The organism is Serratia fonticola (assembly GCF_001006005.1).
In the GTDB taxonomy this organism is placed as follows: domain Bacteria; phylum Pseudomonadota; class Gammaproteobacteria; order Enterobacterales; family Enterobacteriaceae; genus Chania; species Chania fonticola.
Genome location: NZ_CP011254.1, coordinates 5,156,938 through 5,179,464 on the forward strand (window position 1 = coordinate 5,156,938; position 22,527 = coordinate 5,179,464).

Annotated in this window: 21 protein-coding genes, 1 tRNA gene and 2 other RNA genes; 13 read left to right on the forward strand and 11 right to left on the reverse strand. The window is 53.0% G+C overall.

The window, feature by feature from the left end:
* Positions 1-6: 6 nt before the first annotated feature.
* From WN53_RS22870 to ttdR, 4 genes are all read right to left on the reverse strand, one after another.
* The gene (locus WN53_RS22870) at positions 7-690 is read right to left on the reverse strand and encodes an oligogalacturonate-specific porin KdgM family protein (protein WP_024486573.1); all 684 of its coding nucleotides are present in this window, start codon (positions 688-690) and stop codon (positions 7-9) included.
* A gap of 125 nt (positions 691-815) precedes the next feature.
* A complete protein-coding gene (gene bglB, locus WN53_RS22875) occupies positions 816-1,955 on the reverse strand; it encodes a beta-galactosidase BglB (protein WP_024486572.1) in 1,140 nt (379 codons plus the stop codon).
* Positions 1,956-1,980: 25 nt separating this feature from the next.
* Positions 1,981-3,564, reverse strand: coding sequence for an MFS transporter (locus WN53_RS22880; protein ID WP_046808311.1), 1,584 nt, complete (start codon positions 3,562-3,564; stop codon positions 1,981-1,983).
* 248 nt (positions 3,565-3,812) lie between these two features.
* Positions 3,813-4,721, reverse strand: coding sequence for an L-tartrate utilization transcriptional activator TtdR (gene ttdR / locus WN53_RS22885; RefSeq protein ID WP_024486594.1), 909 nt, complete (start codon positions 4,719-4,721; stop codon positions 3,813-3,815).
* 299 nt (positions 4,722-5,020) lie between these two features.
* Here ttdR and ttdA point away from each other — a divergent pair, with 299 nt between their 5' ends.
* The 8 genes from ttdA to WN53_RS22915 all read left to right on the forward strand — a co-directional run bounded on the left by ttdA (position 5,021) and on the right by WN53_RS22915 (position 9,866).
* Positions 5,021-5,929 (forward strand): L(+)-tartrate dehydratase subunit alpha, encoded by a 909-nt coding sequence (gene ttdA, locus WN53_RS22890; protein ID WP_024486593.1) that lies wholly within the window; start codon positions 5,021-5,023, stop codon positions 5,927-5,929.
* Positions 5,926-6,531, forward strand: a complete 606-nt coding sequence (ttdB, locus tag WN53_RS22895; RefSeq protein ID WP_024486592.1) for a L(+)-tartrate dehydratase subunit beta — start codon at positions 5,926-5,928, stop codon at positions 6,529-6,531. Before ttdA ends, ttdB begins: the two co-directional genes overlap by 4 nt.
* A 56-nt stretch (positions 6,532-6,587) precedes the next feature.
* Positions 6,588-8,051, forward strand: a complete 1,464-nt coding sequence (locus tag WN53_RS22900; protein ID WP_037413324.1) for an anion permease — start codon at positions 6,588-6,590, stop codon at positions 8,049-8,051.
* Between the two features lie 141 nt (positions 8,052-8,192).
* Positions 8,193-8,282, forward strand: a tRNA-Ser gene (locus WN53_RS22905).
* Positions 8,283-8,505: 223 nt separating this feature from the next.
* A non-coding RNA gene (locus WN53_RS29180) (RtT sRNA) lies at positions 8,506-8,638 on the forward strand.
* Between the two features lie 45 nt (positions 8,639-8,683).
* A non-coding RNA gene (locus tag WN53_RS29185) (RtT sRNA) lies at positions 8,684-8,816 on the forward strand.
* 357 nt (positions 8,817-9,173) lie between these two features.
* Complete coding sequence (locus WN53_RS22910; protein ID WP_024486940.1) at positions 9,174-9,383, forward strand: hypothetical protein; 210 nt, start codon at positions 9,174-9,176, stop codon at positions 9,381-9,383.
* Positions 9,384-9,485: 102 nt separating this feature from the next.
* The gene (locus tag WN53_RS22915; RefSeq protein WP_024486941.1) at positions 9,486-9,866 is read left to right on the forward strand and encodes a DUF1622 domain-containing protein; all 381 of its coding nucleotides are present in this window, start codon (positions 9,486-9,488) and stop codon (positions 9,864-9,866) included.
* 37 nt (positions 9,867-9,903) lie between these two features.
* Here the strand turns inward: WN53_RS22915 and WN53_RS22920 are convergent, their stop codons facing one another.
* Positions 9,904-11,019 carry a GGDEF domain-containing protein gene (locus WN53_RS22920; RefSeq protein WP_046808312.1) on the reverse strand — a complete coding sequence of 372 codons (1,116 nt, stop codon included), beginning with the start codon at positions 11,017-11,019 and terminating at the stop codon, positions 9,904-9,906.
* A gap of 191 nt (positions 11,020-11,210) precedes the next feature.
* On the opposite strand from WN53_RS22920, the gene WN53_RS22925 reads away from it, so the two are divergent.
* Positions 11,211-11,696, forward strand: coding sequence for a heme-degrading domain-containing protein (locus WN53_RS22925; RefSeq protein ID WP_024485429.1), 486 nt, complete (start codon positions 11,211-11,213; stop codon positions 11,694-11,696).
* A gap of 228 nt (positions 11,697-11,924) precedes the next feature.
* A complete protein-coding gene (gene dauA, locus WN53_RS22930) occupies positions 11,925-13,616 on the forward strand; it encodes a C4-dicarboxylic acid transporter DauA (protein WP_024485430.1) in 1,692 nt (563 codons plus the stop codon).
* 172 nt (positions 13,617-13,788) lie between these two features.
* Here the strand turns inward: dauA and kdsA are convergent, their stop codons facing one another.
* Genes kdsA through hemA form a run of 6 tightly spaced genes read right to left on the reverse strand, consistent with a single transcriptional unit; the run spans position 13,789 to position 19,118 of the window.
* Complete coding sequence (kdsA, locus tag WN53_RS22935; RefSeq protein WP_024485431.1) at positions 13,789-14,643, reverse strand: 3-deoxy-8-phosphooctulonate synthase; 855 nt, start codon at positions 14,641-14,643, stop codon at positions 13,789-13,791.
* A gap of 38 nt (positions 14,644-14,681) precedes the next feature.
* Positions 14,682-15,491 (reverse strand): invasion regulator SirB1, encoded by an 810-nt coding sequence (sirB1, locus tag WN53_RS22940; protein ID WP_021806696.1) that lies wholly within the window; start codon positions 15,489-15,491, stop codon positions 14,682-14,684.
* The gene (locus WN53_RS22945) at positions 15,488-15,886 is read right to left on the reverse strand and encodes a SirB2 family protein (protein ID WP_024485432.1); all 399 of its coding nucleotides are present in this window, start codon (positions 15,884-15,886) and stop codon (positions 15,488-15,490) included. Before WN53_RS22945 ends, sirB1 begins: the two co-directional genes overlap by 4 nt.
* 18 nt (positions 15,887-15,904) lie before the next feature.
* Entirely contained in the window at positions 15,905-16,738 is an 834-nt protein-coding gene (gene prmC / locus WN53_RS22950; protein ID WP_024485433.1) for a peptide chain release factor N(5)-glutamine methyltransferase, read from the reverse strand.
* The gene (prfA, locus tag WN53_RS22955) at positions 16,738-17,823 is read right to left on the reverse strand and encodes a peptide chain release factor 1 (RefSeq protein WP_024485434.1); all 1,086 of its coding nucleotides are present in this window, start codon (positions 17,821-17,823) and stop codon (positions 16,738-16,740) included. Before prfA ends, prmC begins: the two co-directional genes overlap by 1 nt.
* A 32-nt stretch (positions 17,824-17,855) precedes the next feature.
* Positions 17,856-19,118: a glutamyl-tRNA reductase gene (hemA, locus tag WN53_RS22960; protein ID WP_024485435.1), complete on the reverse strand. Its 1,263-nt coding sequence runs from the start codon at positions 19,116-19,118 to the stop codon at positions 17,856-17,858.
* 492 nt (positions 19,119-19,610) lie between these two features.
* On the opposite strand from hemA, the gene WN53_RS22965 reads away from it, so the two are divergent.
* The 3 genes from WN53_RS22965 to ispE all read left to right on the forward strand — a co-directional run bounded on the left by WN53_RS22965 (position 19,611) and on the right by ispE (position 22,494).
* Entirely contained in the window at positions 19,611-20,756 is a 1,146-nt protein-coding gene (locus WN53_RS22965) for a porin (protein ID WP_024485436.1), read from the forward strand.
* A 251-nt stretch (positions 20,757-21,007) separates the two neighbouring features.
* Positions 21,008-21,628: a lipoprotein insertase outer membrane protein LolB gene (gene lolB, locus WN53_RS22970; RefSeq protein WP_046808313.1), complete on the forward strand. Its 621-nt coding sequence runs from the start codon at positions 21,008-21,010 to the stop codon at positions 21,626-21,628.
* Positions 21,628-22,494 carry a 4-(cytidine 5'-diphospho)-2-C-methyl-D-erythritol kinase gene (gene ispE / locus WN53_RS22975; RefSeq protein WP_024485437.1) on the forward strand — a complete coding sequence of 289 codons (867 nt, stop codon included), beginning with the start codon at positions 21,628-21,630 and terminating at the stop codon, positions 22,492-22,494. Before lolB ends, ispE begins: the two co-directional genes overlap by 1 nt.
* Positions 22,495-22,527: the final 33 nt, after the last annotated feature.

Here is a 22,527-nt window from a genome sequence, read left to right on the forward strand (position 1 = left end):
GCTGGATTAGAAGGTATATCCCAACCCGACACGGAATCGGGTTTGTCTTTCATTGCTGTCGCTTCTGACTGACACATTTCCTACTTCTACGAAGGGTGTCCAGGCGTCAATGTTATAAGCCGTTCGAAAGTTATATTCATAGTTGCTCTTACTGTTATTATACAAATTATACTTATCGGCAATTTTATAAATCCCTTCGATGACGAACTCGAAATTATTGGTCTTGTGCCCAACCCAGGCATCCAATCGATTAATCGTGTCATCTTCGCGACTGTCGGACGACCGACGTATGTATTCGAAACGGTAACGCCCGGCAACCCACCATGCTTCGTTGATCGCATAGGTCGTTCGTAAGTAAGGCTTGTATACCGAGTAGCCATTACCCGTTTCAAGTACCAACCCGGGTTGGATCGCTAAAGGCCCGCTATTGAATTGATAGCTGGCCGTATACTCATTCCCTTGGGCTTCCATATCATGAAAAGCCTTATTGGTATCATTCCCTCCCGATTTTGATATAGCCTCAATGGCAAAACCAAAGCCGTTACCAAAACGATGGGAAATATAGGCGCGATCGTAGTTGGCCTTGCTGTCATCAAGATACTCATGGCGCACATCTACATACACCGCATGCGTTGTCAGCGGTGTTAATAATGATAACGTGGTGAGTAATAATAAAAAATTTCCTTTCATAATAATTTCCTTATGACCCGTTTATTTTGTGTGATCGTTTTTTATTAAAATACAGCCATGCAGTAATGCTTATTCGCAATTCAGGAAATATATCTCTTACGGGCCGCGGCAGCGGCCCGTTGCTGTTACAGGTAAACGTTCAGGTATTCAACCAGGCACAGAATGGCCATCGCCTGACCATAAGGCATCGAAGTCAGCGGGACCTGGCGATAGTAGTCCAGGTTTTTGCCCATCGCGGTACCGAACGAGACTTGCATCAGTTCGCCATCGGTGTTGATTTGTTTCACCACCCCTTGCAGCGCTTTTTCGGCAACCTGCAGATACTTGCCGTCGATATAGCGTTTGCGTACCGATTTCAGGATGCCGAACGCAAAACCGGCGGTTGCGGATGATTCCAGATAAGAATCCGGATCATCCAGCAGCGTATGCCACAGGCCACTTTCGTGCTGGCACGCTGCCAGTGCCGCCACCTGGCATTCCAAAACCTGTACCAGAAAACGGCGGGTAGCATCGTATTGCGGCAGATCCAAGAGTTCGAGGAATTCCGGGATCACGATGGTTAGCCAACTGTTACCGCGCGCCCAGCGGGCTTTGGCAAAGTTGTGCTTGCCTTCGAAGGTCCAGCCGTGGAACCACAGACCGCTTTCGCGCTCCATCAGGTGCTGGATGTGGACCAGAAACTGATATTTGGCCTCTTCCACGTACTGCGGGCGGTTCAGCAGCTTGCCAATTTTGGCCAGCGGCAACACGCTCATCATCAGGGTATCGTCCCACAGTTGCTGATGGTTTTCCTCCGCCAGCGTGACATGCTGCATACCTCCGCGCTCGGTGCGTGGCATTTCATACATCAGCCATTCCGCCCATCGCTCCAGATACGGTAGCCAGCGTGAATCACCCGTTTCCTCATAGCGGTAGGCCAGGGTCAGAAACGGACAAGCGGTATTCACGTTCTTGGTTGGCGTGCCTTCGGCAAAGCGCGCGGTGAACCAATCGTCAACGATGGCGCACATCTTGCTGTCACCGGTCTGGCGATAATACTGGTTGATGCCGTACAGACCAATGCCGTGCGTCCATTCCCAGCCGGCCCAGCCTTTGGTATCGATGACGCGGCCATCGTCAAGACGCAGCAGGAATTCACCGGTTTCATCGGTGATGTTGACCAGGTTTTCCACCAGGCTATCAATCAACTGCTGCAGTTCCTGGCGGCTGATAAAGCGTTCCGGTTGGCGCAGTAACGGGCTGTGTTTTACGGGATATACCAACATAGTGATGTCCTTTTATGCCTTTAGTTCAAGGTGTCGCGCTGCCTGCCGCTTTCTGGCCTTGAGTGGCCTTGGGCAATGGCGGAGCAGCAGGTTTATTGCGGTTGAGGTAGCCGATATTGTTGTTACCCCACAGAGATTCATAAGGCATACCTGCCAGCATTTCGACGGTAGCGCGCGCTTCTGGCGTGATGTTCTCCGGCACCACTCGGCCCGCGATGCGCATCTTCTCTGTTTCCTGGCGCAGTACGCCGTGTGTGGTCAAGTTGAGTTTGAAGCGCAGCGAGACGGTGAAGCCGATCGCCAGCACGACCAAAGTACCGACGCTCAGGATCATCAGAATGGCGTGACTCACCTCGGGTAATTGATGATTTTGGCCAGAAACAAAGCCTGACAGCTGCAGAATGATGCCAACCAGCATCACCGCACCGGCCTGAGAGGCCTTACGTGTCAAAGTCATGATGCCAGCAAAGATGCCTTCACGGCGTTGCCCGGTGATCACTTCGTCCACATCGGCAATATAGGTGTAGATATTCCATGGTACGTAGTTGATACCACCCCTACCCAAACCGGCGAGGGCGGATACCAGCAGCAGCAATGAGAAAACGTCACTGAGGTTGGCGTAATACAGTACGGCGTAGGAGATAGCCCCCATACCGAACAGTACGACCACCATACGGTAGGAGGGTGCTGGCCCGAACCGAATACACAGCGGGATCATCGCGATCACTGCGACAAATTGCATGATGGCCATGGTGCCCATCAGGTTGGAGGCCGTGGCAGCACTCTGCATCAGTACAAACACCACGTAATAAGTGAACACCGCATTAAAGACGTCCTGGGCGATATAGCCCCCGAGGTACATCCCCAGGTGTTGGCGGAAAATACGGATGCGCAACGTAGAAGACAGCTCGACGTTCAAGCGCTTCAAGCTCTGGAACAGCGTGAGCTTTTGTTTTTCAGCTTCTAGCGCGGCAGCCGATTTTTGTTCTGCTGGTCGTTCCCAAGTGAAGAAATAGACCAGTGTCAACACGCAGGCACAGATGATCGAGAACACCAGGCTGGAATAGAAGAATGAAACGGCACTGTCTTTACCCAGGTAGCTGAGCAGAATGCCTGGCAGGAATGCCGCCAGAATGGCAGACAGCTGCGCTAGCCCAATGCGGGCACCGGAGAATTTGGTTTTTTGTTTGAAGTCATCCGTCATCTCCGGCACCAGCGTTTCATACGGTACCAGGATCATGGTGTAGACCACGTCAAAGAACAGATAGGTCAGCAAATAGTACCAATAGTCCATATGGCCAACCCACATCAGGCTGTAGCTAAAGACCAATGGAATACCGAGCAGGATAAAGAACTTGCGGCGGCCAAAGCGTTTGCCCAGCCAGGTGGAACCAAAATTGTCGGTCAGATAGCCCATTAACGGGCTGACAACCGCATCCAGTACCCTTGCCATCGCAAAGATAAAGGTGGCCTCGATCGGGCTAAGCCCGCAGAACGTTGTATAAAAATAGAGTAACCAGGCGGCGGTGAGTGCCGTGGTTCCCGCACCGAGAAAATCCCCAGAGCCGTAAGCAAGATAGTTAAACAGACCGATTTTACGTGTCTTCATTGTTGCCATCTCCGTAGCCACATCACGTGTTATCTTCCCGGCGATATGCAGGGAATTTTCGTAACATACGGTTATGGCTATGGGAAAACCTTTGTGTTTTTGCCAGTGATGGCGAGTCTATGGCAAACAAAAGAAGAAATAGCCGATCAATCTCTATTTTTTAAAACTATGTTTTATATTTATGATAACGACGTTCCTTTTTTACATTGCAGCCTGATGCCGCCAGTGATGTAGCGTATTGATGAGACCTAATTGCCCATATTGCGGCAGTACTGACTCAAAAACTCAACGCATACCTTCAGCTTGGTCGATGAGTAAAGCGGCATCTGGTAAACCGCCCAGATGTTGGCGCTCTGCGCGTAGTCGGGCAAAACCCGCACCAGCACGCCATCGCGCAGAAACGGCGAGACATCCCATTCGGAACGCAGCATGATCCCTTTGCCATTCAGCGCCCAATGCAAGACGATCTCCCCGCTGTTAGACGACAGATGCCCGGATATTTTTACCGACTTTTTACCCTGCTGGTTTTCCAACTCCCATACGCCGATAGTTTGATCACGTTCCTTGGTCACCAGGCAATCATGATGCTGCAAATCTGCCAGCGTCTCGGGCATCCCCCGCTGTTTTAGGTACTCGGGAGACGCACAAAGGATGCGCTGGTTCTTGGCCAACAGCTTGGCAATGTAATTATCCGGAATGTCATCGTTGATCCTGATATCCAGATCGACATTATCCCGGTTGAGGTCAATTTGCCGATCAAACAGCTCAAAGTTGATCTGCAATTGCGGATAGATCTCCATGATCTCCATGATGGCTGGCGCAATATAAGCCCGGCCAAAACCAAAGCTGGAGCCAATGCGGATCATCCCCACCGGTTGCTCCTTGATATGCGTCACCTCATCCACCATCTTTTGCAGGCGATCCATAATCTCCAGCGAGTAGGCGTAAGCCGTCTGCCCGCTTTCCGTGAGCGCCATGCCACGAGAGGACCGATTCAGTAACTTCACGCCCAGTAATGCCTCCATCTGTTGGATACGTTTAGTGACAAATGCCGGTGTCTGCCCCAATATTTCGGCGGCAGCACTGAAACTGCCGGTATTAACCACCGCAATTAGCACCTGTAAATCTTTAGGTTGAGGATAATGAATTAATGACATATTTTTCTAGCCTCACTGAAATGCTCACTAAATAGTTATCAATGAATGACGCTATCGTTCTTTAAGTGTTTTATTTTGCTGCACGGGTGTTAAATGTATTTCCTGCTGCATTGCAAATTAAATTCCATCCACATGAATTTAAACAAATAATTATGATTAACATTCTGTGAATTAACGGTTCACGAACCGGTTGCGGATCGTGCCTCTCCGCTATGGTAGCGTTTATTCAGGCCAAGAAAACAGTTTTTATAACTATTAACAGTGAGCATGTTCATTTCAGCCTGACGGGAGTCACACTTATGAACGTAATTGAAAAAAACGCTAAGGTTGAGCAACTAACCCGCATTGTCGCGAATTTCACAGCCATGATCTCAACGCGCATGCCGGATGATGTCGTCGATAAATTAAAACAGCTACGAGAGTTAGAAACCGAAGGCATGGGCAAGATTATCTACCATACGATGTTTGACAATATGGAGAAAGCCATCGCCCTCAACCGCCCCGCCTGCCAGGATACCGGCGAAATCATGTTTTTTGTCAAAGTGGGCACGTGTTTTCCCCTGCTGGCCGAACTCCAGGCCGCACTGAAACAGGCGGTAGAGGATGCCACCGTGGCAGCACCACTGCGCCATAACGCGGTAGAGATCTTTGATGAGGTCAACACCGGTAAAAATACCGGCTCTGGCGTGCCGTGGGTAACCTGGGATCTGGTGCCCAACAGGAGCGATGCAGAAATTGAAGTGTATATGGCCGGCGGTGGCTGTACTTTGCCCGGCCGCGCCAAAGTGCTGATGCCTTCCGAAGGTTATGAAGGCGTAGTGAAGTTCGTATTTGAAAACATTTCCACTCTGGCGGTCAACGCCTGCCCGCCGGTGCTGGTTGGCGTTGGTATTGCAACCTCGGTTGAAACGGCAGCCGTGCTCTCTCGCAAAGCCATCTTGCGCCCTATCGGCACCCGCCATCCCAATCCAATCGCCGCCGATCTGGAGCTACGCCTGGAAGCTGGCCTCAACCAACTGGGTATTGGCCCGCAAGGGTTGATGGGGAACAGTTCCGTAATGGGGGTACATATCGAATCCGCGGCTCGTCACCCTTCTACCATTGGCGTCGCCGTCTCGACCGGTTGCTGGGCACACCGCCGTGGCACATTGCTGGTTCACCAAGATCTGTCGTTTGAAAGTATTTCCCACACTCGGGAGGCATTATGAAAAAGATCCTTACCACCCCAATTAAAGCGGAAGACTTGGCCGATATCCGCGTGGGCGACGTTATCTATCTCAATGGGACACTGGTTACCTGCCGTGACGTTTGCCACCGGCGGCTGATCGAACTCAAACGTGAGATCCCTTACGACCTGCGCGGCAAGGCGATTTTCCATGCGGGGCCAATCGTACGCAAGAACGGTGAGAAATGGGAGATGGTGTCAATTGGTCCAACTACCAGCATGAGAATGGAAAGCTTCGAAAAAGAATTCATTGAACAGACTGGCGTACGGCTGATCGTCGGCAAAGGCGGTATGGGGCCAAATACCGTGGCTGGCTGTAAGGAATTCAAGGCGCTGCACGTGATATTCCCCGCGGGCTGTGCCGTAGTGGCGGCAACGCAGGTGGAGGAAATTGAAGAGGTGCACTGGACCGAATTGGGCATGCCGGAGTCGTTATGGGTGTGCCGGGTTAAAGAGTTCGGCCCATTGATTGTCTCTATCGATACTCACGGCAATAACCTGATCGATGAAAACAAGAAGGTGTTTGCCCAGCGCTGCGAACCGATCGTGGAAGAGATCTGTCAGCACGTCCATTACATCAAGTGAACCGCCAGGAGGGGTAAGCGCCCCTCTTACCCAATAATTAGAAAGAGGTTCCTGCTATGGCAAAGTTTAATTTGTCATGGAGATGGTTTGCCCCAGTTATTGTGGCGCTAACCCTCGCCTTGTGCCCGGCTCCTGCGGGGTTGCAACCCCATGCCTGGCTCTATTTCTCTGTATTCCTTGGTGTTATCGTCGGCTTAATTCTGGAACCGGCCCCCGGTGCGGTGGTCGCCATGACCGGCCTGGCCATTATTGCCATTTTCTCGCCCTGGTTGCTATATAGCCCGGAACAGCTTGCCACTCCCGGCTTTAAATATACCTCCAGTTCGCTGTCGTGGATGGTCTCCGGCTTTTCCAACTCGGTGATCTGGCTGATTTTTGCCGCTTTTATGTTTGGGACCGGCTATGAAAAAACCGGCCTAGGGAGGCGTATTGCGCTAATCCTGGTAAAAAAAATGGGGCATAAGACCCTGCTGCTCGGTTATGCGATTATGTTTTCCGAACTGTTATTGGCCCCGGTAACACCTTCTAACTCGGCACGCGGCGCGGGGATTATCTATCCCATCGTGCGCAACTTACCACCGCTGTATAATTCCCAGCCCAATACGCCGAGCGCACGCAGCATTGGCTCATATATTATGTGGATGGGTATCAGCGCCAACTGTGTGACCAGTGCCATTTTCCTCACCGCCATGGCCCCCAACCTGCTGTTGGTTGGATTACTAAAAACGTCGTCCCATTTGTCGCTATCCTGGGGCGATTGGTTTCTTGGCATGCTGCCACTCAGTCTGCTGTTGATCGCTCTGGTTCCCTGGTTAAGCTATGTCCTTTATCCGCCAACCATCAAGGCCGGTGAGCAGGTCCCCAAGTGGGCCTCTGCCGAACTTGCCGCAATGGGGCCACTCAGCCTGCGTGAGACGAAAATGCTGGGGCTGATGATCATTGCCCTGCTGCTGTGGATCTTTGCGGGGCAGTATATTGATGCGGCGCTGGTCGGTTATTCGGTGGTGGCTTTGATGTTGCTGGGCAAAATTATCACCTGGGATGACATCATCAGTAATAAAGCGGCATGGAGCGTGTTTTTCTGGTTGGCTTCGCTAATTGCGTTGGCGACCGGCTTGAACAACGTCGGTTTTATTACCTGGTTCGGCAAGCTGATAGCCCAAGGTTTGCAGGGATTCTCGACCACGGTGGTGATGGTGCTGTTGGTCGTAGTGTTCTATCTGCTGCGCTACTTCTTTGCCAGCGCAACAGCCTACACCTCGGCGTTAGCGCCAATGATGATTGCCGCCGCACTCATGCTGCCCGCTATCCCATTACCGACCTTCAGCCTGATGATTGGTGCTGCCATTGGCCTGGGAAGCATTGTTACCCCTTATGCCACCGGCCCCAGCCCGATTTACTATGGTAGCGGTTATCTTCCCACCAACGACTATTGGCGGCTTGGAGCCATCTTTGGTCTGATCTTCCTGGGGTTGTTAATAGTTACCGGATTGGTGTGGATGCCGATGGTGATGGGCTAGTAAAACCGGTTTTCCGGTCTTGATTTACGGCAAAGCGGCGACGGCTTAACCACCTGAGCTAAAACCGTAAAAATATTCTTGACCGGTTAACCGACTCTCCCTATAGTAGCGCCCCGTTGCACTGAGTAACGCGCAACGTACGGTGAGGTGTCTGAGTGGCTGAAGGAGCACGCCTGGAAAGTGTGTATACGCGTAAGTGTATCGAGGGTTCGAACCCCTCTCTCACCGCCATATTAAATGAGAAAGCCTGAATTCACATTCAGGCTTTTTTATTGCATGTAACACAGTCAGAGAGGGGTGAGAAACCTCGACAGGGTTCGACAAAATGGCTCGCATCGCAGAGACATTTTGGACGGCCGACGGGCCGCCCGCAGGGTGAGCTTGCGAATCAAGCCCGACCTCACCGCCATATTAAATGAGAAAGCCTGGACTCACGTTCAGACTTTTTTTTTGCATATACCCCGTACAGAGAGGGGTGAGAAGCCTCGACAGGGTTCGACAAAATGGCTCGCAGCGCAGAGACATTTTGGACGGCCGACCGGCCGCCCGTAGGGTGAGCTTGCGAATCAAGCCCTCTCTCACCGCCATATTTTAAGAGAAAGTCTGGACTCACGTTCAGACTTTTTTTTTGCATTTACCCCGTACAGAGAGGGGTGAGAAGCCTCGATAGGGTTCGACAAAATGGCTCGCAGCGCAGAGACATTTTGGACGGCCGACCGGCCGCCCGTAGGGTGAGCTTGCGAATCAAACCCTCTCTCACCGCCATATTCCAATAAAGACTGAGCTATTGGCTGTCAGTTAAGACTACCAATTCCCCCTCACCCCAACCCTCTCCCAAAGGGCGAGGGAGCTAGTACGGTGCCATGTTCAGGTACAGAGGCGATCTGTGACAAGTTTGATGTAGAGGACGATTGCCGTAATTAAGTTGTAGCACATTCGGTCCCCTCTCCTTTTGGGAGAGGGCTAGGGTGAGGGGCGCGGCTTCAAGGTAGATGTCAGCGCCTCAACGATAAAATCGGACAATTTATCGTCACATTCTGTTTAAACAAAAGTTAGAAAGTATTTGCTACAATACTGATAGCGCTATAATTTAGTTACTTTACTCAGGATACAGGTATCATCATGACTAATCAGCACACCAACAACGAATTGACTGAAGAACAAAAAAAAGAAATTGACTTAATAGCGTTACAACGAGTCCAGGCAATGAATAGCGATGAATTCCTTTGCCAGCGCATTGACGAAAAAGTTCACGCGATGGAAGACCACGTCAAAGCTTATTTCAATAAGTGTTTTTCACTGCACTTAAACAACAAGCATAGCGAAAAGTAAAATGCTTTACGGGCCTGAGCTAAAACGCCCTATTCCAAGCCATTAACTAAGCACGGTTTGTTGGTGAGAGGCCTGATAAACATGGAAAACGGAGCTATCTAATTGGAAAGTATCAAAGAAATAATTATCTATTTCTCTCTAATGCTACAGGTTTTTTTAGAGTTTCTATCCGTTATTTGCGTTTTTGTCGGGCTGGTAAAGGCACTTTATACCACAATCACCAAAGTTAAAAGTCAGTCCATACTCTATTTAATAAGGGCACGTTTTGGAACCTGGCTTGCTTTGGCGTTAGAGTTTCAATTAGCGGCTGATATCTTGGCAACGACGATCAACCCTAGTATGGAAGAGTTGATTAAACTGGTAATCATTGCCGTGATACGTACATTCCTTAATTACTTTTTATCTAAAGAGTTAGATTATGCCGAAAGCAATGTTGCTGTCGTCGGTAAAACCGACGCAACAACGCTGGAGGGGAAAAAGTAAAGGTGTCAAAGAAAGCGTTGTTTACTCCCGGGCCGGGCTAAGACTTCTTAGCCGCCATAGGGCTAAACCTCTCCCCCAACTGTGATAGCGACATCAAACGGCTGCTGACCACGCGGTTTTTACCTTGGCGCTTAGCGTCATACAGCGCTTCATCCGTCATCTCTATCGCTTTCTCCACCGACATACCGGGCAGATAGAGCGAGGTCCCGATGGAGATGGTCAACCGGATCGCCTCCCCACTCTCGGTAATAAAATCAAATTCTTCCACCCGGCTGCGAATACGTTCCGCCACGGCCGCAATATGCAGCGGTTCATAGCTGGAAGTGATGACCATAAACTCCTCGCCGCCGTAGCGCCCGACAAAGTCTTCATCACGTACGCAATCTTTCAGAATGGCCCCCACGCTAGCCAACACACCGTCACCGGCCAAATGACCATGGGTGTCATTCACCTGTTTGAAATTGTCTAAATCCAGCAGCATCAGGCCACAAGACTCCCGTTGGGCATGCTGCAGCATCATTTTATAGTCTACGCTGGCGCGGTTGTTGATGTGAGTCAGGCTGTCCGTCGTCGCTTTGTTACGCATGGAGAAAAAGGCGTGAATATGGCGCTCTTTAAAGCTCAGGGCGTGGTAGCAAATCGCCAGGCAAAGCGCCGATGCAGCCTGATACAACAGAATATCCAGCCATAGTTCACGGAAGTTGACCAACGAACCAACCACGGCAATGCGGTAGAGCGCAATGACACCGATGGTAAGGTAAAATACCCGGTTCGATTTTTTCCGCCAGACTCCCGATAGCAGCAGCGGCAAGATGATCGAACCGATAAACAGATTATCCAGCGTGAAGCCACCGTTAAAGCCAAAGTTCACCAGATAGCACACCACCCCACTGACTGCACCGCCGAAAAACAGCACCAGAATCATCGGGATCATGGCAAAACTGTAATAAATGTCACCTGCGAGCAACAGCCGGGTCTGATTCAGATACAGCACCGCCAGCCCTGCCAGCACACCAAACAATATCCGTTTCCATACGGCGGATTGGTAGGAAAAAGGGGCGTTTCTGCTAAGCGCAAAGTAGGCTACCGACAGCGTGGCATAGGTGATGCACGCGTCACTGTAAAAAGACGAGATTGACGCAATATATGTCATAACTATTCGGCATACTCCAGGATGCGGCAATTTTTTTCGGGTTGCTGATTATCCAGACGGGCACAGCATGCAGCGCCCCTACGATAGTCAAAATGATAACGGCTAGGCGGGTATATGTTATTGCCAGGCAATCTATGTCCTATCCTCAGTTCAGGATAGTCTGTTATCCATCACACCACGGGGAAAATCTGATGAATATCGATGATGAATTGCAAGCGCTGGCGACACAAGAAGCGGACCTTACCTTCCACCATTTCGACCATACCACCGCGTGGGAGCTGGGTGTAGCGCTAAAAAATGCCGCAGAACATCGCCAATTACCCATCGCTATCGAAATTCAGCTAAACGGACAAACGCTGTTTTATTACGCCCTGCCAGGTGCAACGCCAGACATTGCCGACTGGGTGCGGCGCAAGCGCAACGTGGTCAACCATTTCCATAAAAGCTCTTATGCCGTGGGTTTACGCCTGCAACAACGGCAAGTGACGCTGGAGGAGAGATATGGCCTCAGCGTACGTGACTATGCCGCCCACGGTGGCGCATTCCCCATCAACCTGCTCAATGTGGGTTGTGTCGGTTCCATCTCTCTTTCTGGCTCCCCGCAGCTCGAAGACCATCATCTGCTGGTCAGCACTCTTGCTCAGTTTCTAGGCTTACCCTTGCCCGCAGTACACTAAGCGATAAAAGCTGCGCTTTTCCCCCACTCCACAGCGGACGATCTGCACAGGCTGGCGCTTGGCGCGAATAGTCCGCTGAACAAATATAAATTAATCGCAATCGTGATGCTTTGATACAAATCTAGGTATCGGCGGACAGAAAGGGGTATGGTATCTACCAGCTATTCCGAGACGGACCTCCATGGCCCGCCATTCCGTTCTCTTTTATAGACTTGGTTTGCAACTTAGATGAAAACGCACGAAATCAACGGTATCCGCCCTTTTAGCGCCCTGATAGATGCCTGCTGGCGCGAGCCCTATTCCCTTCAACGTCTGCTGAAAGATGCCATTGCCGGGGTGACCGTCGGCATCATTGCCATACCCCTGGCGATGGCGCTGGCCATTGCCAGCGGCGTTCCTCCGCAGTATGGGCTGTATACCGCCGCCATTGCTGGCATCGTGATCGCCGTCAGCGGCGGTTCGCGCTACAGCGTTTCCGGCCCCACCGCGGCGTTTGTGGTGATCCTGTTCCCCGTGTCACAGCAGTTTGGGCTCTCTGGCTTATTGATTGCCACCATGCTGTCCGGCGTATTCCTGCTGATTATGGGGTTGGCGCGGCTTGGCCGCCTGATCGAATACATTCCACTTTCGGTCACGCTTGGGTTTACCTCCGGGATTGCCATCACCATCGCTACCATGCAGGTGAAGGATTTCTTTGGCTTACAGCTGGCGGAAGTACCGGAAAACTACATCGGTAAGGTGAATGCGCTGTTGCATGCTTTACCCACCCTGGACTATGGCGATACGTTGATTGGCGCGGTCACCTTGGTGGTCCTGCTGCTCTGGCCAAAGCTGGGGCTGCGTATTCCAGGCCACCTGCCCGCCTTGTTGGCAGGCACCGCGGTGATGGCTATCCTGGCACAGTTCGATCATCAGGTTGCGACCATTGGCTCTCGTTTCAGTTTCGAACTGGCAGACGGCAGCCAAGGCCAAGGTATCCCGCCGATCCTGCCGCAGTGGCTGTTGCCATGGCATCTGCCTGCTGGCGACGGTAAACCAACGGAGCTGAGCTGGCAGCTGCTTTCCGCCCTGTTACCGGCTGCCTTTTCCATGGCGATGCTTGGGGCGATCGAATCGCTGCTATGCGCGGTAGTGTTGGATGGCATGACGGGCAAAAAGCACCACTCCAACGCCGAACTGATTGGCCAGGGCGCGGGGAATATCATCGCCCCGTTCTTCGGTGGCATTACCGCGACGGCCGCCATTGCCCGCTCGGCAGCCAACGTGCGAGCAGGAGCAACCTCACCGGTTTCGGCAATCATCCACTCGTTAATGGTGCTGCTGTCCTTGCTGGTGCTGGCACCGTGGCTGTCCTACTTACCGCTGGCGGCGATGGCTTCGCTGTTGCTATTGGTCGCCTGGAACATGAGCGAGGCGCATAAAGTGGTTTATCTGCTGCGCCGGGCGCCGAAAGACGACATTTTGGTGATGCTGCTGTGTATGTCGCTGACGGTACTGTTTGATATGGTGATTGCCATTACCGTTGGCATCGTGCTGGCCTCACTGCTGTTTATGCGCCGAATCGCACGCATGACCCGCCTGAGCGAGTTGAGCGCCGAGGATGGCCGGCTGGTGCTACGCGTCAACGGGCCGCTGTTCTTCGCCGCTGCCGAACGCGTGTTCAACGATCTGCTGGTACGCGGTGAAAACTACCACACCATCGTACTGCAATGGGATGCCGTACCGGTGCTGGATGCCGGGGGGCTCAACGCGCTGCAACGTTATATCGACGCCCTGCCCGCCGAAAAACAGCTGGTGATCACCGATATTCCGTTCCAGCCGTTAAAAACCCTGGCTCGTGCGCGCATGAAGCCAATCGATGGCAAGCTGCATTTCTATCCCACCTTGCCCGAGGCACTCACCGCGCTTAACGGCCAGTAAAGCAAAAGGCCCGACAAATTAATGTCGGGCCTTCAAATCGCTGACAAAGTAGCAATATTGCTGAGTTTGTAGAAATCGAACACCCCAACCTACCTAACCCATTGATTCTCCATACGGGCGCAGCATGCAGCGCCCCTACATCATGGGCCAGGAGAGGGTTTGCCAGCAGCAGTTAGTTGCTGGTATCCAGCTCAGCGAAGCTTTTCACCAGATCGTCGATGGCTTTCATCTGTACCAGGAACGGTTCCAGCTTATCCAACGGCAACGCCGAAGGACCATCGCATTTGGCATTGCTTGGATCTGGGTGTGCCTCGATAAACAGGCCAGCCAAACCTACCGCCATACCGGCACGAGCCAGCTCGGCAACCTGCGCGCGGCGGCCGCCTGAAGCAGCACCAAACGGATCGCGGGTTTGCAGGGCGTGGGTCACGTCAAAGATCACCGGATGGCCACCGGTCACATTCTTCATCACGTTGATACCCAACATGTCGACCACCAGGTTGTCATAGCCAAAGTTGCTGCCACGATCGCACAGGATAACCTGATCGTTGCCGCCTTCTTTGAATTTATCGACGATATTGCCCATCTGGCCCGGGCTGACGAACTGCGGTTTCTTGACGTTGATCACCGCGCCGGTTTTCGCCATGGCTTCAACCAAGTCGGTCTGGCGTGCCAGGAAAGCTGGCAGCTGGATCACATCAACCACTTCGGAAACTGGCTGCGCCTGTGAGGCTTCATGCACATCGGTGATAATTTTCACGCCGAAGGTGCTTTTGATTTCCTGGAAAATCTTCATCCCTTCTTCCAGGCCTGGGCCACGGTAAGAATGGATAGATGAGCGGTTGGCTTTATCAAAAGAGGCTTTGAAAACGTAAGGGATGCCCAGTTTTTGCGTCACGGTGACGTAGTGTTCGCAGATGCGCATCGCCAAATCGCGTGATTCCAGTACGTTCATACCGCCGAACAGTACAAACGGTAGATCGTTCGCTACCTTGATGTCGCCAATGCTGACTACTTTCTGTTCCATGCTTGCACCTTATTGATTAATAAATCGGAATCAGTGAATTAATGCAGCGTGACCTGCTTGAGCTCGATGGAGTGGATTTGAATTTTTATCACTTCACTCACCGGGTCTTCAGGGCACTGCTCGACAAAATAGTTGAGATCGGAAATGGCGATATGGTTGCATTCCAGCTGGGCATAAATCAAGCCACGGTCACGGATCTCGTAAGGATCGTCTGGGTCAAAACTCAGCACTGCCTCGCTGGCTCGCAGCGCAATTTCCATCTGCTTTTCATCCATCAGCGCGGCTTTCAGCGTATCGAGCATCTTACGCACCACCAGAATATTTTCCGATTCGTCCAGATCGTCATCTTCCAGTTCAGCCCCCAGCCCCAGATTACCTTTGAGCCAAACCTGCAACTGATGTTCGTTAAGCGTTTCCCCGTTCAACGGGTTAACCAGCCACATCTCCTCATCCAGCCAGTCAGCACGCATGATCAACTGAGTGGGGAAAATCACCGGCATCAGCGGCAGATCCAACTGGTGGGCAATATGCAGGAAAATGGTTCCCAGAGAGACTGGCGTACCTTGGCGGGCTTCCAACACCTTATCCAGCCAGATGGCGTCAGAGAGCCGATAAACACCGCTGGCACCGCCGAATCCCCAGGTTTTAAAGAACAATTCGATAAGCGCTTCCAACTGCTGATCCTGGTTGAGATCGTCCGGGATGATTGCGCGCGCTTCTTCACTCAACTGCTGTAACTTGCGCTCAACTTCCGCCACCGGAAAGTCCCGCCGGATGATCTTGGATACCAGGATCACCCCCTCACTCAGTGAGGAAGTGTTAAATTCGAAATCGGCAATGCTGCTCATAGGTATCCCATCAAGAACGGTATTTTGGTCGTGGCAAGTTTAACGATCAGATACAGACAACCCAGTGCCAGAACGAATGCCAAGGTACGGATATTCCAGCTTTGCGTCTTCTTGCCCAATGCGACATAGCCCAACAGGATATAGATAATAACGCCAAACAACTTCTCGGTCAGCCACGAGTCCATGCCAAGCAGTGGGTAAAGTTTGAACATCACCACCAGGGCAATACCGGTGGCAAACAGCACCGTATCATTGATATGCGGCGTGATCTTTACCCAGCGCTTGTTGATCATCGGCGATGCACGCCACTTCCAGAAGAAACGCAGTACAAACAACGTAATGCTGATGGCTACCGTTAATAAATGCAGATGTTTTAGCGCCATGTAAGCGGCCATAATGGTTTCCTTGGTTTCTTATAGTGGTTTTTGGCCCAGAGTCACGCGATCGTTGCCGCCATAGTCGCGATGCGTTGCCACCGCGATAAATCCCGCGGCATTCAGCAGCGTACGTACACTTTCACCCTGTTGCCAACCGTGCTCAAGCAACAGCCAACCCTGCGGCTCTAAATAATCTGCGGCCTGCTGCACGATCGCAGCCAGATCGGCCAGCCCCTGATCGGCGGCCACCAGCGCACTGCCGGGTTCAAAGCGGACATCGCCCTGCCCAAGGTGAGGATCGGCTTCATCAATATAGGGAGGATTACTGGCGATCAGCGCAAACTTTTGCCCGGCTACCGGCGTAAACCAGCTCCCTTGCAAAAAGCGCGCATTGTCAATCGCCAGTTTTTGCGCGTTATGCTGCGCCAGCGCCACGGCCTCCGGTTGCAGATCGATGCCGGTGAGCTGGCAGTCTGGCCTTTCGCTGGCTAACGCCAGGGCAATCGCGCCGGTGCCGGTACCAAGATCCAGAATGGCACAAGGCGTTGCGGGCAGACGCTCCAGGGCCAACTCCACCAAACATTCGGTATCCGGGCGCGGGATTAGCGTAGCGGGCGAAACCGACAGAGGGAGCGACCAGAACTCACGCTCGCCAACCAGATACGCCACCGGTTCCCCGCGTTCACGGCGAGCCAGCAGCACCGTTAACTGCTCAGCCTGCTCTGCCGTCAGCGGAGTTTCGCCAAATGCCAACAAGTAGGTTCTGGCCCGACCGGTCACGAAACCCAACAGGATCTCCGCATCACGTTTGGCGCTGTCACTGTGCGTCAGGCGTAAGGTCGCGGTTTTCAGCCAGGTTTGATAATCCATTATTCAGGCTCGGCAGAGAGTGCAGCCAACTGATCGGCCTGGTATTCCTGCACGATCGGTTGGATTAGCATATCCAGCTTGCCTTCCATCACCTCATCCAGACGATACAGCGTCAGGTTGATGCGGTGGTCGGTCACACGCCCCTGCGGGAAGTTATAGGTGCGGTTACGATCGGAACGATCGCCGGTGCCCAGCAGGTTGCGGCGGGTAGAGGCCTCTGCCAACTGGCGTTTCGCCATCTCTGCGGCGCGGATACGTGCCCCAAGCACCGACATCGCCTTGGCTTTGTTCTTGTGCTGTGAACGTTCGTCCTGGCATTCAACCACAATACCGGTCGGCAAGTGGGTAATACGGATCGCAGAATCGGTGGTGTTAACGTGCTGACCACCGGCCCCGGAGGAACGGAAGGTATCGATTTTCAGATCGCCCGCGTTGATTTCTGGCAGCTCCGCCTCTGGTACCGCTGGCATCACCGCCACCGTGCAGGCAGAGGTATGAATACGGCCCTGGGATTCGGTTTCCGGCACGCGCTGAACGCGATGACCGCCAGACTCAAACTTCAGTTGACCGTAAACGCCGTCGCCAGAGACTTTGGCAATCACCTCTTTGTAACCGCCGTGTTCACCCACGTTTTCGCTCATGATCTCAACCCGCCAGCGGCGAGTTTCAGCGTAACGGCTATACATACGGAACAGATCGCCAGCAAAGATGGCCGCTTCGTCGCCACCGGTTCCGGCGCGCACTTCCAGGAAACAGTCGCGCTCATCGTCCGGATCCTTCGGCAGCAGTAGCACCTGCAGTTGCTGTTCCAGCTCTTCCGTCGTCGCTTTGGCCTGTTTCAGCTCTTCCTGCGCCATTTCACGCATTTCCGGATCGTCCAGCATCATTTCTGCCGTGGCGAGGTCGTCCTGCACCTGACGCCATTCCAGAAAACAACGGCTGACGTCGGTCAACTGCGCATATTCGCGCGACAGGCCACGGAACCGATCCTGATCGGCAATGACACCGGCATCGCCGAGCAACGCCTGAACTTCTTCATGGCGCTCTTGTAACGCTTCCAGTTTGGCAACAATAGAAGGCTTCATGCGTGGTTTTAAACCCTGTTAATAAAAGAGAACTAATGCTGATCCAGCCCGAGGCTGTCGCGTAAAATGTGCAACCGCTCCATGTCGCCGTCACCGGCGGCCTGCTGGAGGGATTTGGTAGGGGCATGAATAAGACGATTGGTTAATCTGTGGGCCAGCTCATGGATCACCTGCTCCACGTTAGCGCCTTGAGCAATCGCTGCCAGCGCTTTTGACTCCATTTCCGCACGGATTTGATCGGCCTGCGAACGGTAGTCTCTGATGGTATCTGTCGCGCCTTGTGAGCGCAGCCAGGTCATGAAATTGCTGCTTTCCTGCTGCACAATGGTCTCGGCCTGTACGGCCGCCGCCTGCCGTTGCGCCATATTGCTCTGAATAATGGCCTGCAGGTCGTCCACGGTGTAGAGATAGGCGTTCGCCAGTTTGCCCACTTCCGGCTCGATATCGCGCGGAACGGCAATATCCACCAGCAACATCGGCTGATTGCGGCGCGCTTTCAGTGCCCGCTCAACCATGCCCTTGCCGATGATGGGCAACGGACTGGCGGTGGAGCTGATAATGATATCGGCATCTGCCAGGCGTGCGTCAATCTCCGGCAATGAGATCACCTCTGCCCCCACCTCTTGCGCCAAGACCTGAGCGCGTTCACGGGTGCGGTTTGCGATGATCATATGCTGCACTTTATGCTCACGCAGATGGCGGGCCACCAGCTCGATCGTTTCCCCGGCACCGACCAACAGCACATTCAGTTCGGCAAGGGATTCGAAGATTTGACGCGCCAGCGCACAGGCGGCAAAGGCAACGGATACCGCGCTGGCACCGATTTCGGTTTCAGTGCGTACACGTTTGGCAACAGAGAAGGATTTCTGGAACAGGCGCTCCAGCTCACCGGAAAGTGACTGGCCACGCTGGGATTCGGCAAAGGCTTTCTTTACCTGCCCGAGGATCTGGGGTTCACCCAGTACCAAAGAGTCTAACCCGCTGGCAACGCGCATCAGGTGGCTGACGGCCTCGTCGCCGTGATGCCAATACAGGCTCTTGCGCACGTCTTCAGGGTGCAGATGGTGATAATCACATAACCAGGCTACCAGTTGTTCATGCAGATGATCCTGCTGCTCCACGCTGAGGTACAGCTCGGTACGGTTACAGGTAGACAGCACAACGCCGCCCTGCACCAATGGCTGTTGCAGCAAGCTATTCAGCGCCTTGTCGATCGACTCTGGGGAGAAGGTCACCCGTTCTCGCAGAGAAACCGGAGCGGTTTTGTGATTAATACCTAACGCCAGAAGGGTCATTGCTTCGAGTAATACTTCTCTTGGTACGGGTTCTCGTTGTCCGGCATTCTACTTGATGCGCGACATCAATTAAAGTGACAACCGCATCTTCCGGCCAATCGCTGGTATTGGCGGGACAAATCAGTCAGCACGACAAAACTCGGTATGTTTCAAACTCATCAGAAACCTCAAGGGATAAACGCTGAAAGGCAGCGCCAACCCTTGCAAACTCCCCCTTTCAACCTGCCTGGCGACATCCTTCGTATTCCCACGGCTTAACATTTCACATTACTGATAATCGCGATGGGTTACGGTCTCCATTGTTTTAATTGCTATTTTTTCGACATGTTCCCATAATCCCGCCAAATAGTTAGCTGGCGAATTATTTACACAGAAACCGTTTCATAATTTCACTTTCTGAAATCGGAAAGTGAGCAAACCAGAAAGCCCCGGGCGTTGTTGGCCGATGGATGGGTTTTCGTATCTTGAGCAGCACGTAAGAAGGGACGTTCCATGAAATTACGTAGATTAAGCCAAGCGGTTACCGCAGGGCTGATAGCGGGTTGTAGCGCATTTGCAGCACATGGTGAAATCACCTTATTAAAGCAGGATCCGCAAGCGGGCGATCCCCTTAGCCGCCTCACTTTCACCGTTGGCGGCAGTATCCGTCCTCAGTTCAACATGATGACCGGCGATGGCGATAAAGGTTCTTATAAACGCAACGGTTTTGACGGCGGCACCCGTTTTCGCTTCGCCACTGATTACTACCTGTTCGACGACATCAGTTGGATCAACTATTACGAGTTAGGCGTCAACATCCCGGCGCTGTTCAGTTGGGATAATCACTACGCCGAGGGTGCCAACAACACCTCACGCCGTATGCTGTATACCGGCCTGAAAAGCAAAACCTGGGGTCAACTGACCTTCGGTAAGCAAAACAGCGTTTATTACGACGTGGTCGGGGCCAAAACCGACATCTGGGATTACGACATGCTGGCCCAGGCACCAGGCAACGGCATTAACGGCGACTATGACGGCTCCTACCGTTCACGCAGCATGCTGAAATATAAAACAACCGTGGGCGACGCCGATATCTACGCCGCTTACCTGTTCAACGATGACGAATACCTGCCTGGTAACGGCTTACGCTACAAGCGCAAGGGCGGCGGCTCGCTGGGCGTCGATTATCACCTGAGTAAAGACCTGACCTGGGGCACCGCCTGGAACTACACCAGCGCCGAGATGCGTAACCCCAATAGTGGCGAAAGCAATGACTACAATCAGAACATTTTTGGTACCGCACTGAGCTGGAAACCGGACAACTGGACGCTCAGCTTTGGCGGCGGCTGGTATGACAACTTCCTGACCAGCAAGAAAAATCAGGTGAACAACTACTTCGCCGGGGATGCCTGGGGGATTGAATATTTCGCCGGTTATAGCTTCCCGGTAGGCGAATACGCGGTGAAATCCATCATGCCTTACTTTATGGGCGACCGCCTGCAGTACACCACTGGCCGCGATTATCAGCGTATTGATAATGGCTTGGGTGTCTCCTTCCAGTTCGACTACGGTTTCCGCGCCGACGTTGAACACGTGCTGACGTCCAGCACCGATAATCTGGGCGATATGACGGTTGTTCGTTTGCGTTACGATTTCTGATCTGGCAAAGCGCGCCCTGGTGGCGCGCTGAGGCGAAAGACTCGCTCTGTAGGGATGCAAGATACTGCGCCCACAGATTTCCCCCCCAAAAAACCTCGCCATCGTTTACAATCTTCCACACGCCAGACGCCACCCTTGCTGCAAGGCTTTTGCGCCATTGTATTATTGACGTTACGCCACTCGCCCGTTAGCGTGGTGGCAGAAATGCTAAACAGCACTGCCCCGCAAGGACAAAAGGACAACAAAACGTTATGCCTATCCGCAAAGTTAGTTTGCTTCGCCTGATCCCATTAGCCAGCCTGGTGCTGACGGCCTGTACTCTCACCAAGCCTGGCCCGGCCACCAGCCCGACGTCTCCGCAGTGGCTCGCTCATGAGCAAGCGGTGCAACAGCTTGAGCAGTATCAGACCCGGGGCGCTTTTGCTTATCTGACCGATCAGAAAAAAGTCTACGCCCGCTTCTTCTGGCAACAATACACGCCCGACCGCTACCGCCTGCTGCTGACCAACCCACTTGGCAGCACCGAGCTAGAGCTGAACGTGCAAAAAAGCGGGGTGCAGCTGACGGATAACCAGGGTAAACGCTATGTCAGCGACAACCCGGAAGAGATGATCCGCAAGCTGACCGGCATGCAGATCCCATTGGATAACCTGCGCCAGTGGATGCTTGGCCTGCCAGGGCAAGCTACCGATTTCAGCCTGGACTCCCAGTACCGCCTGAACAAGCTGACCTACAAACAGGGCGATCTGACCTGGGTTGTCACCTATCAGGACTACAATACCGATCTCAAAATCCCGTTACCGAGCCGCCTTGAGCTGCAACAGGGCGATCAACGCATCAAGCTGAAAATGGATAACTGGACGCTCAAGTGATGATCCACCAATGGCCCTCCCCGGCAAAGCTGAACCTGTTTCTCTATATCACCGGCCGTCGTGCAGACGGCTACCATCAGTTGCAAACGCTGTTCCAGTTCCTGGATTATGGCGATACGCTAACCATCGTTCCCCGCCAGGATGACCAAATCCAGCTGCTAACGCCCGTAGAAGGGGTGCCAGATGAGCAGAACCTGATTGTCCGGGCCGCTCGTCTGTTACAGCAACATTGCACGGCCCACGCCATTGCCACCCTTCCCCGTGGAGCCGACATCAGCATAGACAAGCGCTTGCCGATGGGTGGCGGCCTTGGCGGCGGCTCTTCCAACGCGGCAACGGTACTGGTCGCGCTGAATGAACTTTGGCAATGTGGCCTGAGCGACGACCAGTTGGCAGAGATGGGGCTAACCCTCGGTGCCGATGTCCCGGTATTTGTGCGCGGCCATGCGGCATTTGCCGAAGGGATCGGTGAACAGCTACAGCCGGCAAATCCGGCAGAAAAGTGGTATTTGGTCGCACATCCCGGCGTCAGCATCCCCACTCCGGTGATTTTTGCCGATGCCGAATTAAAAAGAGACACCCCGGTTCGCCCTCTGAACGCCCTATTACAGGCACCTTACGCAAATGATTGCGAACCGATCGCAAGAAAACGTTTTCGCGAGGTTGAACAGCTTCTTTCATGGCTGTTACAATACGCGCCGTCACGCCTGACTGGCACAGGTGCTTGTGTGTTTGCAGAATTCGACTCCGAGCCCGCCGCTCTTCAGGTGTTAAATCAAGCCCCGGCCTGGTTGCGTGGATTTGTAGCGCGTGGCGTTAACGTCTCACCACTACATCGCATCCGTTCCGGGCAGTTTGAGCCGTAGCTCAACGTGTCGTTGCGCAGGGTCGTCTACCTG